At 69.5% G+C, this 20,844-nt stretch carries 16 protein-coding genes, 1 tRNA gene and 1 pseudogene; 9 read left to right on the forward strand and 9 right to left on the reverse strand.

Features of this window, described 5'->3' with window-relative positions:
- Window positions 1-1,272 precede the first annotated feature (1,272 nt).
- From ACFUJR_RS27490 to ACFUJR_RS27510, 5 genes are all read left to right on the forward strand, one after another.
- Window positions 1,273-2,505 (forward strand): branched-chain amino acid ABC transporter substrate-binding protein, encoded by a 1,233-nt coding sequence (locus ACFUJR_RS27490; RefSeq protein WP_383169124.1) that lies wholly within the window; start codon window positions 1,273-1,275, stop codon window positions 2,503-2,505.
- A 99-nt stretch (window positions 2,506-2,604) separates the two neighbouring features.
- A complete protein-coding gene (locus ACFUJR_RS27495; protein WP_383169127.1) occupies window positions 2,605-3,534 on the forward strand; it encodes a branched-chain amino acid ABC transporter permease in 930 nt (309 codons plus the stop codon).
- Window positions 3,531-5,372 carry a branched-chain amino acid ABC transporter permease gene (locus ACFUJR_RS27500; protein ID WP_383169130.1) on the forward strand — a complete coding sequence of 614 codons (1,842 nt, stop codon included), beginning with the start codon at window positions 3,531-3,533 and terminating at the stop codon, window positions 5,370-5,372. Before ACFUJR_RS27495 ends, ACFUJR_RS27500 begins: the two co-directional genes overlap by 4 nt.
- 3 nt (window positions 5,373-5,375) lie before the next feature.
- Window positions 5,376-6,452 carry an ABC transporter ATP-binding protein gene (locus tag ACFUJR_RS27505; RefSeq protein ID WP_383169133.1) on the forward strand — a complete coding sequence of 359 codons (1,077 nt, stop codon included), beginning with the start codon at window positions 5,376-5,378 and terminating at the stop codon, window positions 6,450-6,452.
- Window positions 6,449-7,165: an ABC transporter ATP-binding protein gene (locus ACFUJR_RS27510; RefSeq protein ID WP_383169135.1), complete on the forward strand. Its 717-nt coding sequence runs from the start codon at window positions 6,449-6,451 to the stop codon at window positions 7,163-7,165. The genes ACFUJR_RS27505 and ACFUJR_RS27510 overlap by 4 nt, the downstream gene beginning before the upstream one ends.
- A gap of 76 nt (window positions 7,166-7,241) precedes the next feature.
- On the opposite strand, the gene ACFUJR_RS27515 is transcribed toward ACFUJR_RS27510, so the two are convergent.
- Window positions 7,242-7,898 carry an ANTAR domain-containing response regulator gene (locus ACFUJR_RS27515; RefSeq protein ID WP_383169137.1) on the reverse strand — a complete coding sequence of 219 codons (657 nt, stop codon included), beginning with the start codon at window positions 7,896-7,898 and terminating at the stop codon, window positions 7,242-7,244.
- Window positions 7,899-7,988: 90 nt separating this feature from the next.
- Between ACFUJR_RS27515 and ACFUJR_RS27520 the strand changes: the two genes are divergently transcribed.
- Window positions 7,989-8,072, forward strand: a tRNA-Leu gene (locus tag ACFUJR_RS27520).
- Window positions 8,073-8,158: 86 nt separating this feature from the next.
- Window positions 8,159-8,947, forward strand: a complete 789-nt coding sequence (locus ACFUJR_RS27525) for a helix-turn-helix domain-containing protein (protein ID WP_383169139.1) — start codon at window positions 8,159-8,161, stop codon at window positions 8,945-8,947.
- Here the strand turns inward: ACFUJR_RS27525 and ACFUJR_RS27530 are convergent, their stop codons facing one another.
- From ACFUJR_RS27530 to ACFUJR_RS27540, 3 genes are all read right to left on the reverse strand, one after another.
- Window positions 8,948-9,901, reverse strand: coding sequence for a DUF4331 family protein (locus ACFUJR_RS27530; protein WP_383450822.1), 954 nt, complete (start codon window positions 9,899-9,901; stop codon window positions 8,948-8,950).
- A gap of 54 nt (window positions 9,902-9,955) precedes the next feature.
- Window positions 9,956-11,392, reverse strand: a complete 1,437-nt coding sequence (gene pyk / locus ACFUJR_RS27535) for a pyruvate kinase (RefSeq protein ID WP_383169143.1) — start codon at window positions 11,390-11,392, stop codon at window positions 9,956-9,958.
- 134 nt (window positions 11,393-11,526) lie between these two features.
- The gene (locus ACFUJR_RS27540) at window positions 11,527-12,207 is read right to left on the reverse strand and encodes an SIMPL domain-containing protein (protein WP_383169145.1); all 681 of its coding nucleotides are present in this window, start codon (window positions 12,205-12,207) and stop codon (window positions 11,527-11,529) included.
- 134 nt (window positions 12,208-12,341) lie between these two features.
- On the opposite strand from ACFUJR_RS27540, the gene ACFUJR_RS27545 reads away from it, so the two are divergent.
- The gene (locus tag ACFUJR_RS27545; protein WP_383169147.1) at window positions 12,342-14,141 is read left to right on the forward strand and encodes a bifunctional metallophosphatase/5'-nucleotidase; all 1,800 of its coding nucleotides are present in this window, start codon (window positions 12,342-12,344) and stop codon (window positions 14,139-14,141) included.
- Here ACFUJR_RS27545 and ACFUJR_RS27550 read toward each other — a convergent pair.
- On the reverse strand, window positions 14,138-14,515 hold the full coding sequence (locus ACFUJR_RS27550) for a hypothetical protein (protein WP_383169149.1): 378 nt from the start codon (window positions 14,513-14,515) through the stop codon (window positions 14,138-14,140). The genes ACFUJR_RS27545 and ACFUJR_RS27550 overlap by 4 nt on opposite strands.
- Window positions 14,516-14,608: 93 nt before the next feature.
- Complete coding sequence (locus ACFUJR_RS27555) at window positions 14,609-16,159, reverse strand: caspase domain-containing protein (protein WP_383169150.1); 1,551 nt, start codon at window positions 16,157-16,159, stop codon at window positions 14,609-14,611.
- A gap of 219 nt (window positions 16,160-16,378) precedes the next feature.
- Here ACFUJR_RS27555 and ACFUJR_RS27560 point away from each other — a divergent pair, with 219 nt between their 5' ends.
- Complete coding sequence (locus ACFUJR_RS27560; RefSeq protein ID WP_383169152.1) at window positions 16,379-17,530, forward strand: IS4 family transposase; 1,152 nt, start codon at window positions 16,379-16,381, stop codon at window positions 17,528-17,530.
- Between the two features lie 29 nt (window positions 17,531-17,559).
- On the opposite strand, the gene ACFUJR_RS27565 is transcribed toward ACFUJR_RS27560, so the two are convergent.
- The 3 genes and pseudogenes from ACFUJR_RS27565 to ACFUJR_RS27575 form a co-directional block, all read right to left on the reverse strand.
- Complete coding sequence (locus ACFUJR_RS27565) at window positions 17,560-18,975, reverse strand: lysine N(6)-hydroxylase/L-ornithine N(5)-oxygenase family protein (protein WP_383169154.1); 1,416 nt, start codon at window positions 18,973-18,975, stop codon at window positions 17,560-17,562.
- Complete coding sequence (locus ACFUJR_RS27570; RefSeq protein WP_383169156.1) at window positions 18,972-20,402, reverse strand: pyridoxal phosphate-dependent decarboxylase family protein; 1,431 nt, start codon at window positions 20,400-20,402, stop codon at window positions 18,972-18,974. Before ACFUJR_RS27570 ends, ACFUJR_RS27565 begins: the two co-directional genes overlap by 4 nt.
- 146 nt (window positions 20,403-20,548) lie before the next feature.
- A pseudogene (locus ACFUJR_RS27575) lies at window positions 20,549-20,844 on the reverse strand (aminopeptidase N); the annotation flags it as partial.

A 20,844-nucleotide genomic window follows, 5' to 3' on the forward strand; every position in this document is an offset into this window, starting at 1 on the left:
GGGTGCGCAGGAGGCGCAGAAACCCAGAGTCGTTCCCTCCCGTACCCCCCCATCGCGTGGTTTCCCCCCCCGCTCCTACCCCCTCGCCGCGTCGGGGCGACCATGGGGCGTACGGTCACCAGGAGTCACCTTCACGGCAGCGGGTACGGCCCCGGCCCGACCCCCGGCCACCACCTCCGAGGGGTGTGGAGCCCCTCCTTCCGTGCACAGTCGCCGGTGGAGCGCACCGGGCCCCGGAACACCGGCCCCCGGACGCGGAGCCTCGCCTTCCGAACGCGGACCCGCCGGCCGACCGCCCGCGCGAACGGCCCGCGCATTTCGACCCCCGGACACCGAAGTCGCCCGTCCCACAGCGCGACCACCGCGCTCGACGGCCCCGGGCCGCGCACGTAGCACCGCACCACCCGGCCCACCCTCACCCCCGCGCCCGGGTGCCCCACGCGTCAACAGCCTGGCCCGTCAGGGCGATTCGCGCAGTTCACCACCCCGATCACCGCCCGGCCCCCTTCCCCCGGCCCTGACCCCAGGCGCGCGCCACCACCTCGCCCCTCGCACCCAACTACCTTGACACGTAGGCCTGTTGTGCTCCCAGAGCACGTCCCTTCCGGGTCCCCTACACGAGGTCCCCGCCGCGCGTTCCGGCTCCACCGGCGGCGCCGGACCCACCACGGGCGCCGCCCGGCACGGCGGTGGACATCCGTACCGACCTCGCCGCGTACCGGCTGAACGACGTGCCCGAGGGGAGCACATGGAGAGGGCGCGGCCGGGCGCCCGGAGAACGGGAAGCCGCCTGCGCCGCCCGCCCTCGCCACCCACCCCCGTAACGCTCCGTGACACCGGTCCGGCCGGAGAACCGCGCGATCGCTTCCGGGGTTCCGTCCGCTGACGTTTGGACGACTGTCCGCTATCCGGAGAGCGTCACAAGCGATCAGACAGGAGCAAGTTCCGCTCAAGCCCCTTAGCGGAACTGGGCGTTCTCACCATGTGAACACCACATTGCAGACCCCTTTGCACTGATTTGCCCACCCCCTGTCCACCTCCTCTCCCCCAGGCGATAACAAGACAGTCACATCCTGACCTCGTCGCTCCCCACCTCCTCCACCTGCGCTTAGAGTCACCGCCAGTCACCGCGCCGCCGGGCGCGTCCACTGCACGACCCAGCACCACCACAGTCATCCCAGTACGGCCCGGCATTCACAAACGGCACCTCCAGCTCCATGCTTCACGGCACCGCCTCAGCTCGAGGGGGCCGCGCCAGGGAAAGGATTCATCGTGCGACACCGTTCCTTGCTCATCCTCACCACCGCGATCACCGCGGGAGCACTCACCCTCACCGCCTGCGGTTCGCGCGACGACAAGGGCGGCGACGCCGCCGGCGGCGGCAACACGACCGTCGTCATCGGCCTCGACGCGCCCCTGACCGGCGACCTCTCCGCGCTCGGTCTCGGCATCAAGAACTCGGCCGAACTCGCGGTCAAGACGGCCAACAAGAAGGAGTACGTCAAGGGCGTCACCTTCAAGCTGGAGTCCCTCGACGACCAGGCCCAGCCCTCCTCCGGCCAGCAGAACGCCACCAAGCTGGTCGCCGACAAGGACGTGCTCGGCGTCGTCGGCCCCCTGAACTCCTCCGTTGCCGAGTCGATGCAGAAGGTCTTCCAGGACGCCAACCTGGTGCAGGTCTCCCCGGCCAACACCAACCCCTCGCTCAGCCAGGGCCCCAACTGGAACTCCGGTGACAAGAAGCGGACCTACAAGTCCTACTTCCGCACCGCCACCACCGACGCCATCCAGGGCCCGTTCGCCGCCCAGTACGTCGTCAACAAGGCCAAGAAGACCAAGGCCTTCATCATCGACGACAAGAAGACCTACGGTGCCGGCCTCGCCGCCACCTTCAAGGGCGAGTTCGAGAAGCTCGGCGGCAAGGTCGTCGGCACCGACCACGTCAACCCCGACACCAAGGACTTCAGCGCCGTCGCGACGAAGGTCAAGAGCTCCGGCGCCGACGTCGTCTACTACGGTGGCGAGTACCCGGCCGGCGGCCCGCTGACCAAGCAGATCAAGGAAGCCGGCGCCAAGGTCGTCGTCGTCGGTGGCGACGCCCTCTACAGCGCCGAGTACATCAAGCTCGGCGGTGAGGCCGCCAACGGCGACATCGCCACCTCCGTCGGCGCCCCGATCGAGCAGCTGCCCTCCGCCAAGGAGTTCCTGGCCAACTACAAGGCCGAGAACTACAAGGACGCGTACGAGGCCTACGGCGGCTACTCCTACGACTCGACCTGGGCCATCATCGAGGCCGTCAAGAAGGTCGTGGACGGCAACGACGGCAAGCTGCCCTCCGACGCCCGCGCCAAGATCGTCGACGCCATGCAGACCATCTCCTTCGACGGCGTGACCGGCAAGGTCTCCTTCGACGAGTTCGGCGACACCACCAACAAGCAGCTGACCGTGTACGGCGTCGAGAACGGCGCCCACAAGCCGATCGAGTCCGGCACCTTCGGCGGCTGATCCGCACCACCCCACCCAGCACCACCTTCGCCGCGCGGGGCGCCGCACCATGCGCCCCGCGCGGTGTCACATCCGTCGAAAGTCTCGGAGGACAATGCGGTGAACGAACTGCCGCAGCAGCTGGTCAACGGCCTGCTACTGGGATCCATGTACGGGCTGGTCGCCGTTGGTTACACGATGGTCTACGGCATCGTCCAGCTCATCAACTTCGCCCATGGCGAGATCTTCATGACCGGCGGCTTCGGGGCCCTGACGGTCTGGCTCATGCTCCCCGGAGGCACCAGCCTCTGGATCGCCCTCCCCCTCATGATCATCGGCGCCATCCTGGTCGCCACGACCATAGCCGTCGGCGCCGAACGCTTCGCCTACCGGCCACTGCGCGGCGGACCCAGGCTCGCCCCGCTCATCACGGCCATCGGCCTCTCGCTCGCCCTCCAGCAGGCCGTATGGGCCTGGTACCCGGAGGCCAAGTCGGCCCGTGTCTTCCCGCAGATCCCCGGCGGCCCGATCGAGTTCGGCCCGATCACCATCGGAACCGGTGACGTCTTCCTCGTCATCGCCGCCCCCGTCTGCATGGCCTTCCTCGCCTTCTTCGTCATGCGCACCCGCATCGGACGCGGCATGCAGGCCACGGCCCAGGACCCGGACACCGCACGCCTGATGGGCGTCAACACCGACCGCATCATCGTGATCGCGTTCGCGCTCGGCGCCTCGTTCGCCGCCGTCGGAGCCGTCGCATACGGCCTCAAGTACGGCCAGATCGACTACAAGATGGGCTTCCTCCTCGGCCTCAAGGCGTTCACCGCGGCCGTCCTCGGCGGCATCGGCAACATCTACGGCGCCATGATCGGCGGACTCGTCCTCGGCGTCGCCGAGACCATGGCCACCGCCTACATCAACCACATCCCCGGCATGCAGCAGCTCGGCGGCCAGTCCTGGGCCGATGTCTGGGCGTTCGTACTCCTCATCGTCGTCCTCCTCCTCAGGCCCCAGGGTCTGCTGGGCGAGCGCGTCGCGGACAGGGCGTGACCACCATGACCACAACTTCCGAGAACACGACGGCCCCCGCCGCACCCGAGCCCACGCCCACCAAGGCGACCGGTCTCCTCCCCCTGCCCGTCTCCACCGCCCGGGCCCTGGCCCTCGGCGGCGGCGCGCTCACCGTGGTCAGCTGCTTCCTCTCCTGGACCTGGACAGCCGCCTTCCCCGGCGACCTCACCGTCTACGGCTACCCCGGCGGTCTGCAGTGGCAGGTCCTCGTGACCGGCCTGCTCACCGTCCTGTTCAGCCTCTCCTCCTACGGAGTCAAGGGCACCCGCTGGCTCACCCCGGCCGGCGCCGACGCGGCGATCAAGCTCTCCGCGCTCGCCGCCTTCGCCACCGCCTGGTACACGATCGTCTCGATCAGCGTCCAGCTCGGCGGCCCGATCAACCTGGAGCCCGGAGGCGCCGTCGTCGGCGTCGCCACCCTCCTCACCCTGATCGGCGCCCTGGCCCTGCCCTTCGAGCGACCCGACCTCCACCCCGTGGACCCCGAGGACGACGGCTGGTCGCAGTTCCGGCACCGGATCGCCAACGGCTGGCACACCTTCAAGGCCTCCTTCTCCTCGGGCCAGGCCCGCCCCCTGCGCGCCCTGCCGTCCGCGGTCGAGATCCTCATCATCACCGGCATCCTCGCCACCGGCCTCGGCGTCTTCACCTACGGCATCGGCACCGAGTACGACGAAGCGTTCATCGGCTTCCTGATCACGGCCGGCTTCGGCTTCGCCGCGCTCACCAAGTCCGGCCTCATCCAGCAGGCCACCCAGCTGACGTCGAAGCACCAGAACCTCACCATCGCCGGCGCCTTCATCGCCGCGGCCCTGTTCCCCTTCACCCAGACCGACGACCAGTACGCCACCATCGGCGTGTACATCCTGATCTTCGCGACGGTGGCCCTCGGCCTGAACATCGTCGTCGGCCTCGCCGGCCTGCTCGACCTCGGCTACGTCGCCTTCCTCGGCGTCGGCGCCTACGCGGCCGCCCTCGTGTCCGGCGCACCGACCTCCCCGCTCGGCATCCACCTCCCCTTCTGGGCGGCCGTGCTCGTCGGCGCCGGAGCATCCCTCGTCTTCGGCGTCCTCATCGGCGCCCCCACCCTGCGGCTGCGCGGCGACTACCTCGCCATCGTCACCCTCGGCTTCGGCGAGATCTTCCGCATCACCATGATGAACACGGACGGCACCTCCGGCCCGGACATCACCAACGGCTCCAACGGCATCGCGTCCATCCCGAACCTCAACATCTTCGGGTTCGACTTCGGCATGGAACACTCCATCGCCGGATTCACCATCGGACGCTTCGCCAACTACTTCTTCCTGATGCTGCTGATCATGGCGGTCGTCGTCCTCGTCTTCCGACGGAGCGGCAACTCCCGCATCGGCCGCGCCTGGGTCGCCATCCGCGAAGACGAGACCGCCGCGCTCGCCATGGGCATCAACGGCTTCCGCGTCAAGCTCATCGCCTTCGCCCTCGGCGCCACCCTCGCCGGTGTCGCCGGCACCGTCCAGGCCCACGTCACCTACACCGTGACCCCGGAGCAGTACCTCTTCGCCGGCCCCATCCCGCCCAACTCCGCCTTCCTGCTCGCGGCCGTCGTCCTCGGCGGCATGGGCACCATGAGCGGCCCCCTGGTCGGCGCGGCCCTGCTCTTCCTCATCCCGAACAAGCTTCAGTTCATGGGCGACTACCAGCTGCTCGCCTTCGGACTCGCGCTGATCCTGCTCATGCGGTTCCGCCCCGAGGGCATCATCGCCAACCGGCGCAACCAGCTCGAGTTCCACGAGAACGCCGAAGCGCCCGCCACGCTCGCCAAGGCAGGTGCCTGAACCATGACGACACCCACCACGACGAAGGACACCGCCCCGGCGGTCCCGGACCGCGAGCCCGTGCTCGACGCCCGCGGAGTCACGATGCGCTTCGGCGGCCTGACCGCCGTCCGCGACGTCAACCTCACCGTCAACAGCGGAGAGATCGTCGGTCTCATCGGCCCCAACGGCGCCGGCAAGACCACGTTCTTCAACTGCCTCACCGGCCTCTACATCCCCACCGAAGGCGAGGTCCGCTACAAGGGCAACGTCCTGCCCCCGAAGTCCTTCAAGGTCACCGACGCAGGCATCGCCCGTACCTTCCAGAACATCCGACTCTTCAGCAACATGACCGTCCTGGAGAACGTCCTGGTCGGCCGCCACACCCGGATGAAGGAAGGCCTCTGGTCCGCCCTGCTGCGCCTTCCCGGCTTCAAGAAGGCAGAGAACGAGGCGGAGACGCGAGCCCTCGAACTCCTGGAGTTCATCGGACTCAAGCACAAGGCCGACCACCTCGCGAAGAACCTCCCCTACGGCGAGCAGCGCAAGCTCGAGATCGCCCGCGCGCTCGCGAGCGACCCCGGCCTCATCCTCCTGGACGAGCCCACGGCGGGCATGAACCCGCAGGAGACCCGCGCCGCCGAAGAACTCATCTTCGCCATCCGGGACATGGGCGTCGCCGTGCTCGTCATCGAGCACGACATGCGCTTCATCTTCAACCTCTGCGACCGGGTCGCCGTACTCGTCCAGGGCGAGAAGCTGCTCGAGGGCGACAGCCAGACCGTCCAGAGCGACGAGCGGGTCATCGCCGCCTACCTGGGCGAGCCCTTCGAGGGCGCGCCCGGCGAGGAAGAGGTGGCCGAGGTCGAGGCGGCGGAGGCCGCGACCGAGGAGGCGACCTCGGAGGACGCGACCGACACGGACGCCGACCCCGAGCCCTCCGACGCCGACGAGGCCGCCGACGAGCCCTCCGACGCCGACGACGCCGACGCCGACGACGCCGACGAGGCCGACGCCGACGCCGACGCCACGGACAGCACAGAGACCGCGGCCGAGGACACCCCGAAGGCCACCGGTTCGGGCAAGGAGAACGACGCATGACCGCACTGCTCGAAGTCGAGGACCTGCGCGTCGCCTACGGCAAGATCGAGGCCGTCAAGGGCATCTCGTTCTCCGTCGAAGCCGGCGAGGTCGTCACCCTGATCGGCACCAACGGCGCCGGCAAGACGACCACCCTGCGCACCCTCTCCGGACTGCTCAAGCCCGTCGGCGGCCAGATCAGGTTCGAGGGCAAGTCACTCCGCAAGACGCCCGCGCACAAGATCGTCTCCCTCGGCCTCGCCCACTCCCCCGAGGGTCGGCACATCTTCCCCCGGATGACGATCGAGGAGAACCTCCTCCTCGGCGCCTTCCTCCGCAAGGACACCGCGGGCATCACCAAGGACGTCCAGCGCGCCTACGACCTCTTCCCGATCCTCGGGGAGCGGCGCAAGCAGGCCGCGGGCACCCTCTCCGGCGGCGAACAGCAGATGCTCGCCATGGGCCGCGCCCTCATGTCCCAGCCCAAGCTGCTCATGCTCGACGAGCCCTCCATGGGCCTCTCCCCGATCATGATGCAGAAGATCATGGCGACCATCGCCGAACTCAAGGCCCAGGGCACCACCATCCTGCTCGTCGAGCAGAACGCCCAGGCCGCTCTCGCCCTGGCCGACCACGGTCACGTCATGGAGATCGGCAAGGTCGTCCTGTCCGGCACCGGCCGGGACCTGCTCCACGACGAGTCCGTACGCAAGGCGTACCTCGGCGAGGACTGAGCCACCGGCACCGAGAGACGAGGAGGCCCGTCCCACAACGTTGTGGGACGGGCCTCCTTCTCGTACCACTACCGCGTCACTGCTGACCCTTGGCCGCCTTCTTCTCCTCGGCGTCCTCGATGACCGCCTCGGCGACCTGCTGCATCGACATACGCCGATCCATCGACGTCTTCTGGATCCAGCGGAACGCGGCGGGCTCGGTGAGGCCGTACTGCGTCTGCAGGATGCTCTTCGCCCGGTCCACCAGCTTGCGCGTCTCAAGCCGCTGGGAGAGGTCGGCGACCTCCTTCTCCAGCGCCCGCAGCTCCGCGAACCGGGACACCGCCATCTCGATCGCCGGGACGACGTCGCTCTTGCTGAACGGCTTCACCAGATACGCCATGGCGCCGGCGTCCCGCGCCCGCTCCACGAGGTCGCGCTGCGAGAAGGCGGTGAGCATCAGGACGGGCGCGATGGACTCCCCGGCGATCTTCTCCGCGGCGGAGATGCCGTCGAGGACGGGCATCTTCACGTCCAGGATCACGAGGTCGGGACGGTGCTCCCGGGCGAGCTCCACGGCCCGGGCGCCGTCGCCGGCCTCGCCGACGACCGAGTAGCCCTCTTCTTCGAGCATCTCTTTGAGGTCGAGGCGGATGAGGGCCTCGTCCTCGGCGATGACGACGCGGGTCGTCAGCGGCGGGACGTGCGACGCGTCGGCGTCATCGGCGGGCTGGGGCGACTCGGGGGCGGTCACGGGGGCTCCTCGTTGCGGGGCGTGGTGCTGCACTCAGAAGCCTACCTAGCTGCGACCGCCGGTTGTGACCCGGTAGACTTCCCGCAGCCCGCCCGGTTGGAGGAACTGGTCAGACTCGCGGCACTCAAAATGCCGTGCCCTATGGGCATGTGGGTTCGAATCCCACACCGGGCACGCCCCAGAGAAAGCGGACGTTCACCTTCGCGTGATTGTCCGCTTTCCGCTACGCACAGCCTGGAATCATTGCGCAGGGTAGTCGCATGAACTTCCACGGCACACAGGTGCGACAACGGGCGCTCACTCTCCTGCGAGGCGGCGCCAAGAATGCGGACGTGGCCCGCAGGCTCAACGTGCCCACAGGGACGATCAGCTACTGGAAACACGTGGACCGCGCGAAACGCGGCGAGTGCCCGGGGAGGCCCGATCCGCGCTGCCCTCGCTGCGACGGCCGGGAGTTGGATGGAGCGGCGTACGCCTACCTGCTGGGCCTCTATCTCGGCGACGGACACATCAGCCACTACTCGGCTCACCGCGTGCCGAACCTCATGATCACCCTCGACGATTCCTGGCCCGGAGTGCAGGACGAGGCAGAAGCCGCAATGCGCCGGGTGTTCCCGGACAACGCCACGTGCCGCGTCCGCAAGAAGGGGTGCCACAACATCAAGGTGTACTCCCTCCACCTTGCCTGCCTGTTTCCCCAGCACGGCCCCGGCAAGAAGCACGAGCGGAGTATCGCCCTCGACCCCTGGCAGCAGGAGATCGTCGACGCGCATCCCTGGGCGTTCATCCGCGGGCTCATTCACTCCGACGGCTGTCGGATCACCAACTGGACGACTCGGCTGGTCGGCGGCAAGCGCAAGCGGTACGAGTACCCCCGGTACTTCTTCACCAACAAGTCGGACGACATCCGAAAACTGCTCGGCGACACCCTCAGCAAGGTCGGTGTCGAGTGGTCCACTACCGCCCGGGGGGTCGACCCGTACAACATCTCGATCGCCCGCAAGGCGTCCGTCGCGCTCATGGACCTCCACGTGGGACCCAAGCACTGATCAGTGCGGCGTTCCCAGGTACGGGAAGTGCGGGAGCAGGTCGGTGTGGGGGCCGATGTGGTCCGTGGTGACCTTGCCGTTCGAGATCATCGCCAGCCGGGCCGAGGTGACGTCGTCCGTGAGCGTGCCTCCGTTGGGGTAGGCGGCGGGCTTGCTTCGGTCGTAGCGAAGGACGTCCGGGAGGACCGTGCGCAGCGCCTCCTCCGCGGCTTCGGGGGTGTAGCCGCCGGTGTGGGCGAGGGCCTTCTTCCAGGGTTCGAGGTACGTCGTCCAGTCGTCGGCCGGTTCCCCGGCGTTGTAGGCGTCCTTGTCCTCCTCCGCGTTCAGGTAGGCGGTGAGGGAGGGGTGGGCGCCGCGGTCGACGGACTTCAGTTCGCCGTCGGTGTGGGGGCTGACGCGGGCCCAGACGCCGATCCGGGGGTTGTCGCCGAGCGCCGCGTCGGGTACTTCGAGGGCGATGCCGAAGACGTTCTTGTCGGCGCCCCAGTCGGTCCCGGTCCACGTGAAGTCGGCGACGATGCCGTCGAGGTCGGCGAAGAAGGGGTCGCTGCGCAGCCCGGCGGAGACCTTGTAGCCGTTCGACTCGGTCACGGACAGCTCGCGGCCGAAGGAGACGGGGACGTCGGTGAAGAGGGGTGTACCGGCGGCCTCGTGGGTGCGGGCCTCGATGCCGGTGGCGCGGTGGAGGGCGAGGGTCTGCTCGCCGTCGTCCGCGGGGTCGGAGAAGGTGAAGCTGAAGGCGATGTCGGCCTGGTTGTCGTCGTCGGTGTCGACGTTGAGGCGGTAGACCGCGTCGGGGTGGAACGCGGTGCCGCCGGTGGGCGCGATCGGGTTGACGTTCATGATGAGAGCGGTGCGCCCGCCGGGGACGGTGAAGGCGAAGAGGTCGGTGAGGTCCAGACGGGCGTCGCCCATCGGGGAGCGCAGGTGGGGTCCGCTGAGATGGTGTGACATGGCGTCACTTTTGCGCTTGGGCGGGGGTGTCGGGGTGTGACGGGGCCGCCGTGGTCACTCCTTCGGACTGTCGTCCTCGCCGATGTGGTGGACACGGACGAGGTTGGTGGTGCCGGGGACGCCGGGTGGGGAGCCTGCGGTGATGACGACGGTGTCGCCCTTTCGGCAGCGGCCGATGCGCAGGAGTTCCTCGTCGACCTGGGCGACCATCGCGTCGGTGGAGTCGACGTGGGGGCCGAGGAAGGTCTCGACGCCCCAGGTGAGGTTGAGCTGGGAGCGGGTGGCGGGGTCGGGTGTGAAGGCGAGCAGTGGGATGGGTGAGCGGTAGCGGGAGAGGCGCTTGACGGTGTCGCCGGACTGGGTGAAGGCGACGAGGAACTTGGCGCCGAGGAAGTCGCCCATTTCGGCGGCGGCGCGGGCGACGGCTCCGCCCTGGGTGCGGGGCTTGTTCCGCTCGGTCAGTGGGGGCAGGCCCTTGGTGAGGAGGTCCTCCTCGGCGGCTTCGACGATGCGGCTCATGGTGCGGACGGTTTCGGTGGGGTACTTGCCGACGCTGGTCTCGCCGGAGAGCATCACGGCGTCGGTGCCGTCGATGACGGCGTTGGCCACGTCGCTGGCCTCGGCGCGGGTGGGCCGGGAGTTGTCGATCATCGAGTCGAGCATCTGGGTGGCGACGATGACGGGCTTGGCGTTGCGTCTGGCGAGTTTGATGGCGCGCTTCTGGACGATCGGGACGTGTTCGAGGGGCATCTCGACGCCCAGGTCGCCGCGGGCGACCATGATGCCGTCGAAGGCGGCGACGATGTCGTCGATGTTCTCGACGGCCTGGGGCTTCTCGATCTTGGCGATGACGGGGAGGCGGCGTCCCTCTTCGTCCATGATGCGGTGGACGTCTTCGATGTCGCGGCCGCTGCGGACGAAGGAGAGGGCGATGATGTCCGCTCCGGTGCGCAGCGCCCATCGGAGGTCGTCGATGTCCTTTTCGGAGAGGGCGGGGACGGAGACGGCGACTCCGGGGAGGTTGAGGCCCTTGTTGTCGGAGATCATGCCGCCTTCGACGACACGGGTGTGAACGCGGGGTCCGTCGACGGAGGTGACTTCGAGGGTGACGCGGCCGTCGTCGACGAGGATGAGTTCGCCGGTGGTGACGTCGGCGGCGAGGCCGTCGTAGGTGGTGCCGCAGATGTGGCGGTCGCCGTCCATGGGTTCGACGGTGAGGGTGAAGTCGTCGCCGCGTTCAAGGAGTACGGGTCCTTCGCGGAACCGGCCGAGGCGAATCTTCGGGCCTTGAAGGTCGGCGAGGACTCCGATGCTGCGGCCGGTTTCGTCGGAGGCTTTCCGTACGTGCTGGTAGCGCTCCTCGTGTTCGGCGTAGCCGCCGTGGCTGAGGTTGAGTCGGGCGACGTCCATTCCGGCCTCGACCAGTGCCTTGATCTGGTCGTACGAGTCGGTGGCGGGTCCCAGGGTGCAAACGATTTTCGCTCGGCGCATGGTTCGAGCCTAGGGCTTACCGGCGGGTAGTCGAGGGGGTGGGCATGTCTGTTCAACAACCTTTGCGTGAAAGGTTATTGACAAGTCTTGAATCTGTGCGGGCGGGTGCTCCGATGAGCGTTTCGGGGGTGGTCCTAGAGGGCCGGAGGGGCCATGGTGAAGCGGGCTGTCACCTCGGCCGTGACGGTCTGGCGCTGGGGTTCGAGGTCGAGTGGGGGTGGTGCGTCGGAGGCGTCGGCGGCGAAGGCCATGCGCATGCCGCCGGCCGCCGGGGGTGGGACGAGGCCGGTGTCCGAGAGCTCCAGGAGTGCGGCGAGGGAGGTGCCGAGGGCCTCCGCGTACGCGCGGGCGCGCTGGACGGCTTCCTCCACCGCCGTACGGCGGGCCGCCGCGTAGGAGGGGGAGTCGGGGCGCAGTGCCCACCAGGGGCCGTCGACTCGGGTCAGTTCGAGATCGGCGAGGCGGGTGGTGAGTTCGCCCAGGGCGGTGAAGTCGGTCAGCTCCGCGATGAGATGGACTCGGCCCTGGTAGGCGCGGATCCGTTCGCCGCGGCCGTGTCTGCCGGGTTCGGGGGTGATGGAGAAGGCGCCGGTCTCCAGTTTCTCGACGGCGTCGCCGTAGGACTTCACGAGGTCGAGGGCGAGCGTGTTGCGTCGGGTGAGGTCGGTGAGGGTCGCCGTCCGGTCGGTGCCGCGGGCGCTGATGGTCACCCCGATGCGGGCGATTTCCGGGTCGACATCGAGTCGGGCCTCTCCGCGGACCGCCACCTGCGGTGCCTCCGGGGTCGGGTGTGGGCTCGGTTGGGGGGTCGTCACTTCGGGCTCCCTCGTACGGGCGACGGCTGCGATCCCGAACACTTTCCCACTCCGTGACCGGAAAACTCTGTCGCCGGGGTGACGGGTGGGCCAGAATCTACGCGCGTTGTGCGCCATTGGACCTAGGAGAACACATGCCGCTGAACCGCCGGGCGTTCCTGGAGAGCTCCGTCGCCGTCGGAGCCGGAGCCGCTCTCACCACGGGGGTCGCCGCCGTCCCGGCGCAGGCCCAGGGACGGCGCCCCCGTCCGGCCAAGCGGTACTCCTTCACCGTGATGGGTACGACGGACCTGCACGGCAACGTCTTCAACTGGGACTACTTCACCGACAAGGAGTTCGACGACAAGGCGCACAACGACGTCGGCCTCGCGAAGATCTCCACCCTTGTCGACCAGGTGCGCAAGGCGAAGGGGAGGTGCAACACGCTCCTCATCGACGCCGGCGACACGATCCAGGGCACCCAGCTGTCGTACTACTACGCCAAGGTCGACCCGATCACCGCCCGCCGCGGTCCGGTGCACCCGATGGCGCAGGCGATGAACGCGATCGGATACGACGCCGCCGCGCTCGGCAACCACGAGTTCAACTACGGCATACCGGTGCTGCGGAAGTTCGAGGAGCAGTGCGACTTCCCGCTGCTCGGGGCCAACGCGCTCGACGCGAGGACGCTGCGGCCGGCGTTCCCGCCCTACAGCATGCACCGGTTGCGCACCCCGCACGGCCGTGACGTGAAGGTCGCGGTCCTCGGTCTGACCAATCCGGGCATCGCGATCTGGGACAAGGCCCATGTGAGCGGCAGGATGGTCTTCCCGGGGCTGGAGGAGCAGGCGGCGAAGTGGGTGCCGAGGCTGCGCTCGATGGGCGCGGACGTCGTGGTCGTGTCGGCGCACAGCGGTTCCAGTGGCACGTCCTCGTACGGTGACCAGCTTCCTCATGTGGAGAACGCGGCCGGTCTCGTCGCCGAGCAGGTCCCGGGGATCGACGCGATCCTCGTCGGCCACGCCCACACCGAGATCCCCGAGTACCGGGTCAGGAACAGGGAGACCGGCAAGGACGTCGTGCTGTCCGAGCCGCTGAAGTGGGGGCAGCGCCTCACCCTCTTCGACTTCGAGCTGGTGTGGGAGAAGGGCCGTTGGGTCGTCGAGAAGGTCGGCGCCCAGGTGCTGAATTCCAACACCGTGGAGGAGGACCCGGAGATCGTCGGCCTGCTGGCCGACGAGCACACGAAGGTCGTCGCGTACGTCAACCAGATCATCGGCACCTCCAGCGCGACGATGGCCACGGCCGAGGCGCCGTGGAAGGACGAGCCGATCATCGATCTGATCAACCACGTCCAGGCGGAGACGGTGAAGGAGGCGCTGGCGGGCGGCGCGTACGCGGCGCTGCCGGTCCTGTCGCAGGCGTCGTGTTTCTCCCGTACGGCGGCGATCCCGGCGGGACAGGTCACCATCCGTGACGCGGCCGGGCTCTATGTCTTCGAGAACACCCTGGAGGCTCGTCTTCTGACGGGGGCCCAGGTCAAGGACTACTTGGAGTTCTCGGCGCGGTACTACGTGCAGACCCCGGCGGGCGGGCCCGTGGACACGGCGAAGCTGACGAACGCGGGCGGCACGCCGGACTACAACTACGACGCGGTGTACGGCGTGACGTACGAGATCGACATCGCCAAGCCGGCCGGCGCGCGGATCGTGAACCTGTCCTTCGACGGAAAGCCGGTCGACCCGGCCGCGCGGTTCGTCCTCGCCGTGAACAACTACCGTGCCAGTGGTGGCGGCGCGTTCCCGCACGTCGCCGACGCGCAGCAGCTGTGGGCGAATTCGGACGAGATCCGCAACACCATCATCCAGTGGGTGAAGGCGCGGGGGTCGATCGACCCGGGGCAGTTCGCGTCGGTGGACTGGAGGCTGACCCGGGACGGTGTTCCTGTCTTCTAGTCCTGGGGATCGCCCCCGACGAACCGGAAGGGCGGGTCGAAGGGCCCCATCACCAGCAGCCGGTCGGTCTGGGTGAGGGAGTCCACGAGCCGCTGGTGCGAGGCGGCGGGGCTCTTCACCCGGGGCGGCGGGAACGTCTCCGGGTCGGCGGGCTCCATCCGCACCGTGTTCTCGCCGGCCTGCTTGATCCGGCCCCGGAACTCGCTGAGCCACTCCGCCCGGGGGCCTGTCCTCCCGAAGGCCTTGACGAGGGCGATCTCAATCTGGAGCGGGGGGAACTCCGCCAGGTCGGGCAGGGTCATCCTGGCGAGATCGGCGGCCGCCTTACGGTAGACCGCCTCGTCGGCCGGGGTGGCCGGGAAGGGCGTGTTCATGCTGCGAGTCCTTCCGTTGTGAGAGGGCGGAAGGGTGGTGGCCTCCAAGGGCCACCACCCTTCCCCCTGGGTGGTTCCTGCTTCCGGCGAAGCTCAGGCGAGGGCCCGCACGACGACCGGCAGGACGTCACCGACCACGTCGAGCGCGTCCTCGAACCAGTCCTTCGTCTCCCTCTCGCTGAGGTCTGCGGGCAGATCGAACTCGATCGTCCCGTTGGCGGGCGGCAGGTCGTCCGGCTTGAAGTCCTTGGTGACCGCGTCGATGATGAGCGGCGCCGCGACGCCGATCAGGGTCTCGACGAGCCCGAAGAACTTCGGGTTGCCGATCCGGTGCTCCGGCACTCGCTCCTCGATACGGCGCCGCAGCTCGGCCGGGTCCGCGGGGGCGGCCGACTTCCCGGCCGGCGCACCGTTCTTGGTGAGTTCGCCGACGACGGTCCGGGCGATGTTGAACGCCGACGACCAGAAGCTCTTCTGGTCGAGCTGGAAGGGATCGGCGAGGGCCGGCCGGGGCGCCATGCTCTTGCCGGATGCCGGCGGCGGCATCACGGCGGCGACCGCCGGGGCGAGCACCGCGCCGCACAGCTGGGCGTCGTAGTGCCAGGAGCCGTCGCTCAGGAATCCGTACGTCTTCTTTCCCGGGCTCGGGCTCGCCGACTTGATGTCGGCGAGAACCTTCGCAGCCGCCCTTCGGATTTCCTTTTCCTGCTCGTTCGTACCCATACCCTTGACCTCCTTGGTGAGATTTCCCGCCCCGGCGAAACGTTTGTGCGTCGCCGGCATATCCGAGATGAACGTTTCGGTGAGTCGGTGCTGCTGTCCCGAGGGAGCGAATACGCACGGGGTCTGGCTCATGTTGAGTTCCTCGATGCGGTTCACCGCCCGGGCAACCAGAGAGGAGACCGGGATCTCCGCGTCCATTTCGTTGACGAGGGCGTAGGTGAACGCCGAGAGCCAGTCGGTGGCCTCGCTCCCCGCCGCCGCGGTCTGGTCCGCACGGCAGGCCGTGAGCAGCACCGCGTTCAGTTCGACCGCCCCGGTGATCGCGCCCTTGGTCCTCGGCACCACGTGCGGAGGGTTCGCCATGTTGCGGACCATGGACGCCTCGTTCCGCAGCTCCGTCCGCCCGAAGGGCTTGAGGGCCCGCGCCGCGTGCACCGCCTTGGCCTTCGCCACCATCTGGTTCCGAGGCGGCGAGAAAACCTTCGTCCGCGCCACGCCGAGCGTGCCCTCGACGAAGAACTCCTTGTCCATGCCACCGGAGTGGCAGGAGTCGAGCACCACGGTGAGGACGCCAGCCGGCAGGCCGCTGCAGCGTTCGGCGAGCTCCCGGTCCTCCAGGAACTCGTCGTACATGCAGAGCACTTCCACCATGACGTCGCCCCTGACGTCGCGATAGCCGTGCGAGGACTGGAAGAAGACTCTTCGGTCACCCTCCAAGGCACCGTCCACCAGCCAGTCCAGGCCATCCCTTGCCGCGGCGAGGGTGGCGTCCGCGTTGTGCAGGACGCGGATCTCCGAGTCGTCGAATCCGACCGTGCCGAGCAGTTCGCCGAACGCCACGGTGTCGGCGACGCAGCTGTTGAGGTTGTTCGCCGGATCCGGATACTCGTCGATGCCTATGAGAAATGCGCGATCTGTCATCACGCTCCCTTTCCGTATGCCTTCCGCGCGCCTCGAAAAATCGATTCCCCGTATTCCCCTGCAACCGGGAGAAAGTCATTCACGTCCACTCGCAGAAGGAGAGTGACGCCGTATCGGCTCGCTTTCCATGATTTGTCGCACGCCTGTTGACCGGCAAGCCGGAACGAACAGGTACCAGTGACTTAAGAAGCCACCGGCTCCTGAAGAGGAGGTGTGCCGATGCCACGGCCGGGCCAGTCGAGAACGACACCCGAGGAACGGCTTCCGGAACGCATGGCCCTCGGACTGCTGTTCCGTACGTTTCCGCCGGAGCTGGTGGACCGCGTGGTCGCGGAGTGCGGCCGGGCCGAGCGCCGCAGCCGACTTCTGCCGGCCCGGACGGTGGTCTATTTCGTCCTGGCCATATGTCTCTTCGAGCAGCGCAGCTACGAGCAGGTGGCCCAGCTGCTGACCGAGGGACTGGCCTGGGCCCGGCAGGAGCGGACGCTCTGCACGATGCCGACGACGGCGGCCATCTCCCGGGCGCGGGCCCGGCTCGGCCCGGAACCGCTGGCCGCCCTGTTCACGGAGCTGGCGCGGCAGTCCCGTCCGGCGGGGGCTCGCACCCGGTGCGCCCGTTTCCGGCAGTGGGCGGTGCTCGCGATCGACGGGACGACGGTCGACGTCCCGGACACCCCGGAGAACCGGGCGCGGTACGGGCCCTCTCCCTCACGGCCGGTCCCCGCACCCACCGGTGACTCCGCGTCGGATACAGCGCCCCGGCCGGGACCTGCGTCGCGGTCCGCATCGGCGTCGGGGTCCGGGTTTCCGCAGGTCCACGTGGTGGCGCTGGCCGAGTGCGGCAGTCATAGAATCACGGGCGCCGTCCTGGGACGGCTTCCCTCCGGTGGACCGCCGGCACCGCTGGCACGGGCGCTCTTCACCACGCTGACCCACGGTGACCTGCTGCTGGCGGACTGCGGTCCCGCCGATCTGGAACTGCTGCACGTGGCACGGGCGGCGGGGGCGGAGGTGCTGTGGCGGATCGGCCTGGGCACCGGCCTGCCCGTGCACGTTGGGTTGCCGGACGGCTCGTATCTCTCCGACGCCCCCTGCGGCGCCACCGGGGCCCGCACGGCGGTCCGGGTGATCGAGGAGCCGCCGTACCGGCTCGTCACGAGCCTTCTCGACCCCGAGGCCGCGCCTGCGGGCTTACTCGCCGCCCTCTACGACCGCCGGTGGGACATCAGGACCTCACTGCGGGACCTCGGCGCCCTGAGCCCCGAAGGGCCGCAGGTCCTGCGCTCGCGCTGGCCGGGCGGCGTGGAACAAGAGGTGTGGGGTCATCTCCTCGTCCACCACACGATCCGGTCCCTGCTCGGCTCCGCCTAAGTCAGCGGTGCCGCGGCGCCGCCCGACCGTCAGATGTTCCGTGTCAGAGGCGTCAGCGCCTGGCCCTGGGCCGGGATGTGCGGTGCCTCGCGCCGTTCCAGGCCGAAGCTGGTGAAGGCGGTGCGCCGCGGCAGTGGGTACGGCTCCTTGCCGGTGAGCGAGTTGAGGATGGTGGCACTGCGCCAGGCGGCGAGACCGAGGTCGGGCGCGCCGACGCCGTGGGTGTGCTTCTCGGCGTTCTGTACGTAGACGGAGCCGGTGACGGACGGGGCGAGGACGAGCCGGAACGCGTCGTCGATCCTGGCCCGGCCGGCGGAGTCGTGACGCAGGTAGGGGTCGAGTCCGGCGAGCATCCGGTCGACGGGGCGTTCGCGGTAGCCGGTGGCGAGGACGACGGCGTCGGTGGTGAGACGGGAGCGGGTCGACTGCTGCGGGTGCTCCAGGTGGAGTTCGACCTTGGTGGTGGCGACGCGGCCGGCGGTGCGGACGCGGACTCCGGGGGTGAGGACGGCGTCGGGCCAGCCGCCGTGGAGGGTGCGCCGGTAGAGCTCGTCGTGGATGGCGGCGATGGTGTCGGCGTCGATGCCCTTGTGCAACTGCCACTGGCGTGGCACGAGTTCGTTGCGTGTCTGCTCGGGCAGTGAGTGGAAGTAGCGGGTGTAGTCGGGGGTGAAGTGCTCCAGGCCGAGCTTGGAGTACTCCATGGGCGCGAAGGCCTCGGTCCGGGCCAGCCAGTGGATCTTCTCGGCGCCTGCGGGTCTGGCCCGTAGGAGATCGAGGAAGATCTCGGCGCCGGACTGGCCTGATCCGATGACCGTGACGTGCTCGGCGGCGAGGAGCCGCTCGCGGTGGTCCAGATACTCGGCCGAGTGGAGGACGGGGACGTTCGGGGCGTCGGCCAGCGGTTTCAGGGGCTCGGGTACGTACGGTTCGGTGCCGACGCCCAGGACGACGTTGCGGCTGTACGCGCGGCCCAGGGCCTCGGCCTCGCCGTCCTGGTCGAGCTGGGTGAAGTCGACTTCGAACAGGGCGCGTTCGGGGCTCCAGCGGACGGCGTCGACCTGGTGGCCGAAGTGCAGCCCGGGGAGCTGGGCGCTGACCCAGCGGCAGTAGGCGTCGTACTCGGCGCGCTGGATGTGGAACTTCTCGGCGAAGTAGAACGGGAAGAGTCGGTCGCGGGAGCGCAGGTAGCTGAGGAACGACCAGGGGCTGGCGGGGTCGGCGAGGGTCACCAGGTCGGCGAGGAAGGGTACCTGGAGGGTGGCGCCTTCGATGAGGAGGCCGGGGTGCCAGTGGAAGGCGGGGTTCTGGTCGTAGAAGGCGGTGGCGAGACCGCCGGGGACGCCTTGGGCGAGCGCGGCGAGGGAGAGGTTGAAGGGGCCGATACCGATGCCCACCAGGTCGTGGGGGTGGTCGAGGTCGCGCTGGGGGGTGCTGCCGGTCATCGGTCGGTGCTGCCTTCCACGAGGTCCAGGAGGTCTTGGAGGTCGCCGGGGGTGGCGTGGGGGTTGAGCAGGGTGGCCTTGAGCCAGAGACGGCCGTCCGCGTGGGCACGGCCGAGGACCGCCCGCCCCTCGGAGAGGAGGGTGCGGCGGATCGCGGCGACGGCGGTGTCGTCGGAGCCGGCGGGCCGGAACAGCACGGTGGTCAGGGCCGGGCGCTCGTACAGCTCCAGGTCCGGGCTCTTCTCGACGAGGTCGGCGAGTTGCTGGGCGAGGTCGCAGACCTGGTCGACGAGCGCGCTCATGCCGTCCCTGCCGAGGGCGCGCAGGGTGACGGCGATCTTGAAGATGTCGGGGCGGCGGGTCGTGCGCAGGGAGCGCCCGAGGAGGTCGGGGAGGCCGGCTTCGGTGTCGTCGGCGGCGTTGAGGTAGTCGGCGGTGTGGGAGAGGGCCGCGAGGTCGCGTCTGTCCCGTACGGCCAGGAGTCCGGCGGCGGCCGGTTGCCAGCCCAGTTTGTGCAGGTCGAGGGTGACGGTGCGGGCGCGGTCGAGGCCGGCCAGGAGTGGGTGGCGGGTGTCGCTGAAGAGGAGGGGGCCGCCGTAGGCGGCGTCGATGTGCAGCTCGGCGCCGTGGGCGTCGCAGAGGTCGGCGATCTGGGGGAGGGGATCGATGCGGCCGGTGTCGGTGGTGCCGGCGGTCGCGGCGACGAGGAGGGGGCCGTGGAGGTCGGTGAGTGCCTCGTCGAGGGCGACGGGGTCGAGGGTGCCGTTGGGGGTGGGCACGGTCACCGGTTCGGGGAGGCCGAGGAGCCAGGCGGCGCGGCGGAAGGAGTGGTGGGCGTTGGCGCCGACGACGGTCTGGACGGTGTGGCCCGGGCCGTGGCGCTCACGGGCGAGGAGGAGCGCGAGCTGGTTGGACTCGGTGCCGCCCGTGGTGACGAGGGCGTCGGGGCGGGGTGGGTGGGACGCGGCGGGGGCGCTGCGGGGTGCGGTGCTGGGGGGTGCGGCAGGGTAGACGGCTGCGGCCAGGGCTTCGGTGACCAGGGCTTCGAGGGCGGAGGCGGCGGGGGCCTGGTCCCAGGAGTCCATGGACGGGTTGAGGACGGACGCGGCGAGGTCGGCGGCGGCGGCGAGCGCGAGGACCGGCGTGTGCAGGTGGGCGGCACAGAGGGGATGGGCGGGGTCCGCGGCGCCTTCGGCGAGAACGCGGGTGAGGGTGCGGAGGGTGTCGGTGGGGTCGGTGCCGTGGGTGGGGAGCGGGTCTCCCAGTGCCTCCCGGACGCGGGCGGTGACCGTGTCGGGGCCGCCGGAGGGGATCGGACCGCCGCGCGCGGTCGCGCCCGCGCGGAGGGCGTCGAGGACCGTGTCCAGGAGGGGGCGCAGGGCGTCGGTGTCCGTCGCGGCGAGGGGTGGGGCGGGGTCGGCACGCATGGGCACGAGCCTGCCGGGGGTTCTGGGGCTCTGTCCGGCGATGTCGCGGGAGCAACCCGAACGGGGGACGGGTCCTTGACAGGACGCCGTCCCCCGGTGGGCTCGCGGGCGGGCCGGTCGGCGGGGAGCCGCCGGCCCGCGGCCGGTCAGGCGGTGCGGACCGTCAAGGCCCGGCGGAGGTCGGAGAGCTGGTCGACGAGCTTGCGGTGGAGGGCCGGGGTCAGGGTCGGGTCCGTGAGGTGGGACTCGCCCAGGGTGAGGGACTCCTGGTCGATCGCGAACGCGGGGAAGGCGTGGCGGCCGGCGGCCTCGGCCATCGCGGCGCCCCTGCGGGCGCCGAGTGCGATGGCCGCCGGGTAGAACCGCGTCACGTACTCCCGTACCAGATCGGCCTGTTCGGGCTGCCAGAAGCCCTGGGCCGTCGCCGTGAACAGGTAGTTGG

Origin of the sequence: Streptomyces sp. NPDC057271, from assembly GCF_042668715.1 — a bacterium.
In the GTDB taxonomy this organism is placed as follows: domain Bacteria; phylum Actinomycetota; class Actinomycetes; order Streptomycetales; family Streptomycetaceae; genus Streptomyces.

Bases quoted from the DNA above. Each gene is read 5' to 3' on its own strand.
- ACFUJR_RS27505 (WP_383169133.1), top strand. From the start codon at position 5,376: ATGACGACACCCACCACGACGAAGGACACCGCCCCGGCGGTCCCGGAC.
- ACFUJR_RS27510 (WP_383169135.1), top strand. From the start codon at position 6,449: ATGACCGCACTGCTCGAAGTCGAGGACCTGCGCGTCGCCTACGGCAAG.
- ACFUJR_RS27525 (WP_383169139.1), top strand. From the start codon at position 8,159: ATGAACTTCCACGGCACACAGGTGCGACAACGGGCGCTCACTCTCCTG.
- ACFUJR_RS27530 (WP_383450822.1), bottom strand. From the start codon at position 9,901: ATGTCACACCATCTCAGCGGACCCCACCTGCGCTCCCCGATGGGCGAC.
- pyk (WP_383169143.1), bottom strand. From the start codon at position 11,392: ATGCGCCGAGCGAAAATCGTTTGCACCCTGGGACCCGCCACCGACTCG.
- ACFUJR_RS27545 (WP_383169147.1), top strand. From the start codon at position 12,342: ATGCCGCTGAACCGCCGGGCGTTCCTGGAGAGCTCCGTCGCCGTCGGA.
- ACFUJR_RS27550 (WP_383169149.1), bottom strand. From the start codon at position 14,515: ATGAACACGCCCTTCCCGGCCACCCCGGCCGACGAGGCGGTCTACCGT.
- ACFUJR_RS27555 (WP_383169150.1), bottom strand. From the start codon at position 16,159: ATGACAGATCGCGCATTTCTCATAGGCATCGACGAGTATCCGGATCCG.
- ACFUJR_RS27560 (WP_383169152.1), top strand. From the start codon at position 16,379: ATGCCACGGCCGGGCCAGTCGAGAACGACACCCGAGGAACGGCTTCCG.
- ACFUJR_RS27565 (WP_383169154.1), bottom strand. From the start codon at position 18,975: ATGACCGGCAGCACCCCCCAGCGCGACCTCGACCACCCCCACGACCTG.
- ACFUJR_RS27570 (WP_383169156.1), bottom strand. From the start codon at position 20,402: ATGCGTGCCGACCCCGCCCCACCCCTCGCCGCGACGGACACCGACGCC.